Source organism: Nonomuraea antri (assembly GCF_013283785.1).
Lineage (GTDB): Bacteria > Actinomycetota > Actinomycetes > Streptosporangiales > Streptosporangiaceae > Nonomuraea > Nonomuraea antri.
Map to the genome: position 1 here is coordinate 36483 of NZ_JABCPZ010000072.1, position 7292 is coordinate 43774.

6 protein-coding genes are annotated in these 7292 nt (G+C 72.3%); 3 read left to right on the forward strand and 3 right to left on the reverse strand.

Annotated elements, in window-relative coordinates; all coding sequences use genetic code 11:
• Positions 1 to 6 precede the first annotated feature (6 nt).
• Both HII36_RS23750 and HII36_RS23755 read right to left on the reverse strand, forming a co-directional pair.
• Positions 7 to 1371 carry an alkaline phosphatase D family protein gene (locus HII36_RS23750; RefSeq protein ID WP_173525439.1) on the reverse strand — a complete coding sequence of 455 codons (1365 nt, stop codon included), beginning with the start codon at positions 1369 to 1371 and terminating at the stop codon, positions 7 to 9.
• 3 nt (positions 1372 to 1374) lie between these two features.
• Entirely contained in the window at positions 1375 to 2538 is a 1164-nt protein-coding gene (locus HII36_RS23755; protein WP_173525440.1) for an acetyl-CoA C-acetyltransferase, read from the reverse strand.
• 97 nt (positions 2539 to 2635) lie between these two features.
• Between HII36_RS23755 and HII36_RS23760 the strand changes: the two genes are divergently transcribed.
• Positions 2636 to 3304, forward strand: a complete 669-nt coding sequence (locus tag HII36_RS23760; protein WP_173525441.1) for a TetR/AcrR family transcriptional regulator — start codon at positions 2636 to 2638, stop codon at positions 3302 to 3304.
• Entirely contained in the window at positions 3301 to 3981 is a 681-nt protein-coding gene (locus HII36_RS23765; RefSeq protein ID WP_173525442.1) for a DNA alkylation repair protein, read from the forward strand. The genes HII36_RS23760 and HII36_RS23765 overlap by 4 nt, the downstream gene beginning before the upstream one ends.
• Before the next feature lie 3 nt (positions 3982 to 3984).
• On the opposite strand, the gene HII36_RS23770 is transcribed toward HII36_RS23765, so the two are convergent.
• Positions 3985 to 4821: a LysR family transcriptional regulator gene (locus tag HII36_RS23770; protein ID WP_236003803.1), complete on the reverse strand. Its 837-nt coding sequence runs from the start codon at positions 4819 to 4821 to the stop codon at positions 3985 to 3987.
• 89 nt (positions 4822 to 4910) lie between these two features.
• Between HII36_RS23770 and metE the strand changes: the two genes are divergently transcribed.
• Positions 4911 to 7076: a 5-methyltetrahydropteroyltriglutamate--homocysteine S-methyltransferase gene (gene metE, locus HII36_RS23775; protein ID WP_173525444.1), complete on the forward strand. Its 2166-nt coding sequence runs from the start codon at positions 4911 to 4913 to the stop codon at positions 7074 to 7076.
• Positions 7077 to 7292: the final 216 nt, after the last annotated feature.

A 7292-nucleotide genomic window follows, 5' to 3' on the forward strand; every position in this document is an offset into this window, starting at 1 on the left:
AGTTTCCTATTTGCTAGAGGCATTTTCGAACGTCAGCCCACTTCCTTCGGTGACGAATTCAGCGGCCGTCCGCAATGGGGCCCCCGGGACGTCCACGAAGTCGACCGCCCGGTACGCCACCCGCAGATCCGTGGGACCGGCGGTGCAGGAGAGGTAGCCGCGACGGCCGTCGAAGAAGCGCAGATGCGGGTTGGCCGACAGCACGGCGGGCACGTCCGTGGCGGGCGGAAGACTGCTGATCGCGCTGGCCACGAACTCGACGCCGACCGTCGCGGCGGCCGGATCGAGGAAGTCGGACTTGAGCTCGGCCGCCCAGGCGTTGTGCACGTCGCCGCTGAACACCACCAGGCCGGGCGCCCCCGCGGCGAGGATGCGGGCGCGTTGCTCCGGGTGGCCGTCCCAGGAGTCGCGGCGCAGGTTCGGCGGCGGCCCGGGCACGAACCTGCGGGCGAAGAACAGCGGCTGGATGAGGATCCGCCACCTGACCGGGCTGGTGCGCAGCCGGGTCAGCAGCCACTCCTCCTGCGCCGGGCCGAGCATGTGGGTGGCGTCGCGGTGCTGGCGCGTGTCGAGCGCCAGGAAGTCGGCGATCATCCCGTAGGTGCGCCTGCGGTACATCTGCAGCGCCCCGTCGCGCGGGCGCACCCGCAGCGGCATGTGCTCGTAGTACGCCTGGTAGGCCGCGCCCCTGCGCTTGAGGAAGGCCGCCGAGCCGTCGCCCCTGCCCCGGTAGTTGTCGAGCACCTCGTGGTCGTCCCAGACCGGCACCCAGGGCGCGGCGGCGTGCGCGGCCTGCAGGTCGGGGTCGCTCTTGTAGCGGGCGTGGCGGTTGCGGTACTCGTGCAGGGTGACGGTCTCGCGCCTGGGCGGTTCGAGCCTGCGCACGGTGCGTGCCGACTCGCGCAGCTCGTAGATGTAGTCGCCGACGTGGAAGACCACGTCGGGCCGCTCGCCCGCCAGGTGGCGGTAGGCGGTGTAGAGGCCGTGCTCGTAACGCTGGCAGTCGGCGACGGCGAAGCGCACCGGGCGGGTCGAGTCGGGGTCGTCGGCGGTCCTGGTGCGCCCGGTGGGGCTGTGCTGGTTGCCTGTCCTGAACCGGTAGAAGTAGTCGGCGCCCGGCCGCAGCCCGGCCGCCCTGACGTGCACGCTGTGCGCCCAGACCGGCAGCGCCTGGATGGAGCCCTGGCGCAGGTTCCTGGTGAAGCGCTCGTCCTCGGCCAGTTGCCAGCGCACCTCGACGGCCCTGGGCGCCATGCCGCCCGGGCGCTTGGGGTCGGGGTGTACCGGGTCGACGGCTAATCGCGTCCAGAGCATGACGCCGTCGGGCAGTGGCTCACCCGAGGCGACGCCCAGTGTGAAGGGGTTGGCCATACGTCATGGTGTACCCCCGAGCCGCTCGATGATGGTGACGTTCGCCTGCCCGCCGCCTTCGCACATGGTCTGCAGCCCGTAGCGGCCGCCGACGCGGTCCAGCTCGTGCAGCAGCTTGACGGCCAGCACCGCGCCGGTGGCGCCGAGCGGGTGGCCGAGCGCGATCGCGCCGCCGTTGGGGTTGACCGTGGCCGGGTCGGCGCCGGTCTCCTTCAGCCAGGCCAGCACGACCGGGGCGAACGCCTCGTTGATCTCGACGGCGTCGAGGTCGGCGATGTCCATCCCGGTCCTGCCCAGCGCGTGCGCGGTGGCCGGGATGGGCGCGGCGAGCATCATGATCGGGTCGGCGGCGCGTACCGACAGGTGGTGCACCCGGGCGCGCGGGGTGAAGCCGTGGTCGCGTACCGCCCGCTCGGAGGCGACGAGCAGCGCGGCGGCGCCGTCGGAGATCTGGGAGGCCAGGGCCGCGGTGAGCCTGCCGCCGGGCACCAGGGGCTGGAGCCCGGCCATCCGCTCGGGCGTGGTGTCCCTGCGCGGCCCCTCGTCGACGGCGACCCCTTCGTACGGGGTGATCTCGCGCTCGAAGCGCCCGGTGTCGACGGCGTGGATCGCCCGGCGGTGCGACTCGTACGCGTACGCCTCCATCTCCTCGCGCGACAGTTCCCAGCGCGCGGCGATCTGCTCGGCGCCGGCGAACTGGGAGACCTCCTGGGCGCCGTACCTGGCGGCCCAGCCCTTGGAGCCGGAGAACGGGGTCTCGTGCCCGAGCGGGCGGCCGGCCAGCATCGCCGCCGAGATCGGCACCATGGACATGTTCTGCACGCCCCCGGCCACCACCAGGTCGCTGGTGCCGGACATCACCGCCTGGGCGGCGAAGTGCAGGGCCTGCTGGGAGGAGCCGCACTGGCGGTCGATCGTGACGCCGGGCACGTGCTCGGGCAGTCCGGCCGCCAGCCAGCAGGTACGGGCGATGTCGCCGGCCTGCGGGCCGATGGTGTCGACGCAGCCGAAGATGACGTCCTCGACCGCGCCCGGGTCGGCGTCGGTGCGCGTCATCAGCTCGCTGAGCACGTGCGCGCCCAGGTCGGCGGGGTGGGCGCGGGCCAGGCCGCCGTTCCTGCGCCCGACGGGGGTCCTGACGGCACCGATGATGTACGCCTCGCTCATCCGCGCATTGTAGCAAGCGCTTGGTTACATCTGGAGTGCCTGATGAGCTGGGCAAGTTAGGTGAACAAGCGATTGCCCGTGGGCTCATAATGGTTACGTGACAACGCGAAAGAACTCCGGCAGCACGGCCACACCGGCTAAGCGGCAGCGCGCGACCTCATCGGGGTCGGCGTCAGAGCGCCGCGACCACCTTGTCAAGCTCGCGGCGGAGCTCTTCGCACGCAAGGGCTTCCAGGCCACGACCGTACGCGAGATCGCCGACGAGGCGGGCATCCTCTCCGGAAGTCTCTACCACCACTTCGATTCCAAGGAGACGATCGTCGACGAGGTCCTGTCGACCTTCCTCGACGACCTGATCGCCCGCTACCGCGCCGCCGTCGACACCAGCGCCGACCCGCGCACCGTGCTGTCGGAGATGGTGCGCATCGGCTTCGGCACGCTGGAGCCGCACCGCGCGGCGATCACCGTGATGCAGAACGACTGGAACTACCTGCGCCAGTTCGAGCGCTTCAACTACCTCGTCAAGGCCGAGGACGAGGTGGAGCAGATCTGGGTGCGGCAGATCAAGGCCGGCCAGGCGGCCGGGCTGTTCCGCTCCGACGTCGACCCGAAGCTCACCTACCGCATGATCCGCGACACGATCTGGGTCGCGGTGCGCTGGTTCCGCCCCGGCGGCAGGCTCAACACCAACGGCCTGGCCGAGCACTACATCACCGTCCTGTTCGACGGCCTGGCCACGGGCGAGCGCACCACCCAGAAGGCATGAGCCTGGCCAAGGCCGTCCGGATCGCGCTGCGGGAAGCGGCCGAGCCGGAGAAGGCCGAGGTGATGCGGGCGTACATGAAGTCCGACATGCCTTTTCTCGGCGTGCAGGCCGGGCCCAGGCGCAGCGCGCTCAAGCGCGTCTTCGCCGAGCACCGCTTCGAGACCGCGCCCGAGTGGCGGCGCGGGGTGCTGGCGCTGTGGCGCGAGGCCGAATACCGCGAGGAGCGCTACGCCGCGATCGAGCTGTCCGGCCACCACCTCTACCGCGACTTCCAGACCCTCTACACCGTCCCCATGTACGAGGAGATGATCGTCAGCGGCGCCTGGTGGGACCTGGTCGACGACCTGGCCACGCACCGCATCGGCACCCTGCTGACGGCGTTCCCCGACTCGATGCGCCCGCTCATGCTGGAGTGGGCGCACGCCGGCGACCTGTGGAAGCGGCGCACGTCCATCCTGTGCCAGAACCGCTTCAAGGAACGCACCGACACCGCGCTGCTCTACGCGTGCATCGAGCCGAGCCTGTCCGACAACGACTTCTTCGCGCGCAAGGCCATCGGCTGGGCGTTACGCGAATACGCCAAGACGAACCCGGACGAGGTCGTCCGCTACGTGCGGGCCAAGGGCCTGACCGGGCTCAGCCGCCGCGAGGCGCTCAAGAACGTGCCGGTCACCTGACCGTCAGCGGGTCCACAACGCGTCCTGCACCGCCTGCACCAGCGCCATCAGCTCGGGCGTGACCCGCTCCCTCGACCAGGCCAGCGCGTACGTGATCCGCAGCTCCCCCGCCTCCAGCGGCACGAAAGTGACGTCGTCCCGCCGGATCGTCCTGACCAGGAGCTGCGGGATCGGCAGCAGCCCGGCCCCGGCCGCCACCAGGTCGAGCGCGGCGGCGAAGTCGTCGTCGGCCACCAGCCTGGCGCGCCCGGGCAGCGGCCACGGCCGGGTGCCCGGCGTGAGCAGCACCTGCCCGGCCAGGTCGGCGCCGGTGACGCGCGGCCACGACGCCCACGCGTGCCCCGCGGGCACGGCCAGGTGGTCCACCGTGACGTGGAACCTGGCCGCAGTGACGAACTGCGCCGGGGCCGGCGTGGCCAGGATGGCCGCCGAGATCTGCCCGTCGGCCAGCGCCTGCGCCGCCGCCCCGCGCCCGGCCGCGCTCAGCTCCACCCCGATGGACGGGCTGCGCGCCGCCAGCCGCCTGGCCGCCCGCGCGGCCAGACCACCGATCAACGGTGGATAAGCCAGATGAATGATAGGCCGGGCGAGCCGGGATGCTTCGCCGGCGAACGCGCCCACGGACTCCAGCACCTGCTCGGCGTAGGGCAGCAGCCCCTTGCCCGCGGCGGTGAGCCGCACCTCGCGGGCCGTGCGCTCGAAGAGCCTGACTCCGGTGGCCCGCTCCAGCCTGGTGATGGCCTGGCTCATGGCGGGCTGGGACATCCCCAGGTCGGCGGCGGCGGCCGAGAAGCTCAGCCGGGCGGCGACGCGCGCGAAGCAGTGGATCTCCTTGAGCATAAGCAGCACCAATACATGGTGCATCAGATCCGGTGGGTAGGAAGGATTCCCAGCGTCCTGATCCGACGTTCTCTCAGGGAGTCACGAAGATGTCCCCATTCCCTCAGTCCACCGTGCTCGGCTATCCGAGGATCGGGCCGCGGCGCGAGCTCAAGCGGGCGCTGGAGTCGTACTGGGAGGGGCGATCCACCCGCGCGGAGCTGGAGCGGGCCGGCGCCGAGCTGCGGGAGCTGACCTGGCGCCGGCTGGCCGGGCTCGGGCTCGCCGGGCTGCCCTCGAACACGTTCTCGCTGTACGACCACGTGCTCGACACGGCCGTGCTGCTCGGCGCGGTGCCCGAGCGCTACCGCGAGGCCGCCGACCCCTACTTCGCCATGGCCAGGGGCACCGAGGGGCTCGCGCCGCTGCGGATGACCAAGTGGTTCGACACGAACTACCACTACATCGTGCCGGAGATCGGCCCCGACACCGTCTTCAAGCTGGACGCCGCCAAGCCGCTGGCCGAGGTGCGCGAGGCGCGGGCGCTCGGCTTCGAGACGCGGCCCGTGGTGGTCGGTCCCGTGACGTTCCTGCTGCTGGCCGGGGCGCTGGACCGGCTGGACGACGTGCTCGGCCCCTACGAGGAACTGCTGGCCGCGCTGGCCGCCGAGGGGGTCGAGTGGGTGCAGCTCGACGAGCCCGCGCTGGTCGCCGACCGGACGCCGGAGGAACTGGCGGCGGTCAGGTCCGCCTACGACCGGCTGGGCTCGCTGACGACGCGGCCGTCGATCTTCGTCGCGTCCTACTTCGGCGACCTCGGCGAGGCGCTGCCCGCGCTGGCGGCCACGCCGGTGGAGGCCATCGGGCTCGACCTGGTCCGCGGGGCGGTGCCGGGCGCCGTACCCGGCCTCGCCGGTAAGACCGTGGTGGCCGGGGTGGTGTCCGGGCGCGACGTGTGGCGCACCTCCAGGGATCGGGCGCTGGCCACGCTGTCCGCGCTGTCGGCCGCCGGGGCCGGGCGGGTGGTGGTGAGCACGTCCTGCTCGCTGCTGCACGTGCCCTACGACGTGGACGCCGAGCCCGACCTGGACCCGGCGCTGTGGGCCCGGCTGGCGTTCGCCGAGCAGAAGGTGGCCGAGGTCGTCGACCTGGCCGGGGCGTCCGCCGCGGGCTTCGACGCGCCGCCGCCCGCCGAGCCGTCGGTGGCGCTGCGCGAGCCCGTCGTGCTGGAGGAGCGCGCACCGTACCCGGTCCGGGCCGCGGCGCAGGCCGCGCACCTGCGCCTGCCCGCGCTGCCGATCACCACGATCGGCTCGTTCCCGCAGACCGGCGCGCTGCGCGCGGCCCGCGCCGCCGTCGCCGCGGGCACGCTCGCGCTCCCCGACTACGAGCGCCAGGTCGAGGCCGAGATCGAGCACGCCGTACGGGTGCAGGAACGCCTCGGGCTGGACGTGCTCGTGCACGGCGAACCCGAACGCAACGACATGGTCCAGTACTTCGCCGAGCACCTGGACGGATTCGCCGTCACCAGGAACGGGTGGGTCCAGTCGTACGGCTCGCGCTGCACCCGGCCGCCGATCCTGCACGGCGACGTCGGCCGTCCTTCGCCGATCACCGTCCGCTGGGCCGGCTACGCCCAGTCGCTGACCGACAAGCCGGTCAAGGGCATGCTGACCGGCCCCGTCACGATCGTGGCCTGGTCGTTCGTCCGCGCCGACCTGCCGCTGCGCGACGTGGTCCTCCAGGTGGCGGACGCGGTCCGCGAGGAGGTGCGCGACCTGGAGGCGGCCGGTGTGTCCATCATCCAGGTGGACGAGCCCGCCCTGCGCGAACTGCTGCCCCTGCGCCGGGCCGCCCAGACCGACTACCTGGAGTGGGCGGTGGCCGCCTACCGGCGGGCGACGTCCGGGGCGAGCGAACGTACCCAGATCCACACCCACCTGTGCTACTCGGACGCCGACCAGATCCTGGCCGCCATCGACGGACTCGACGCCGACGTGACCACGATCGAGTCCGCCCGCTCCGGGGCCAGGATCCTGGGCGCGGTACGGTCGTTCGGCCGCGGGCTGGGACCGGGTGTCTACGACATCCACTCACCCCGGGTGCCCTCGGCCGGGGAGGTCGAGCAACTGCTGCGCCGGACGTTGGCGGCGTTGCCGGTGGAACGGGTGTGGGTGAACCCGGACTGCGGGCTCAAGACTCGGACGTATGAGCAGGTGGAGGCGGCGTTGACGAACGTGGTGTCGGCCGCTCGCCGCGTCCGGGAAACCCTCTAAGCGCGAGGGGCTGCTAAGGGCGAGGGCCACTAAAGGCGAGGGCTTCTAAGGGCAAGGGCTTCGCCCTGGGGGCGCTGCGCGCCGAGGTCGGCTCAGGCAGCGTCTCCCAGGGGGCTTCGCCCCCTTCGACCCCCTAAAGGGCTTCGCCCGAGGCGCGCTGCGCGCGGGGGGAGCTCAGGCTGCGTCCTGTGGGGGCACGCCCCCACACCCCCGGCG

Excerpts from the sequence above, each read along its gene's own strand:
- HII36_RS23750 (WP_173525439.1), bottom strand. The coding sequence starts at position 1,371 with ATGGCCAACCCCTTCACACTGGGCGTCGCCTCGGGTGAGCCACTGCCC.
- HII36_RS23755 (WP_173525440.1), bottom strand. The coding sequence starts at position 2,538 with ATGAGCGAGGCGTACATCATCGGTGCCGTCAGGACCCCCGTCGGGCGC.
- HII36_RS23765 (WP_173525442.1), top strand. The coding sequence starts at position 3,301 with ATGAGCCTGGCCAAGGCCGTCCGGATCGCGCTGCGGGAAGCGGCCGAG.
- HII36_RS23770 (WP_236003803.1), bottom strand. The coding sequence starts at position 4,821 with ATGCTCAAGGAGATCCACTGCTTCGCGCGCGTCGCCGCCCGGCTGAGC.
- metE (WP_173525444.1), top strand. The coding sequence starts at position 4,911 with ATGTCCCCATTCCCTCAGTCCACCGTGCTCGGCTATCCGAGGATCGGG.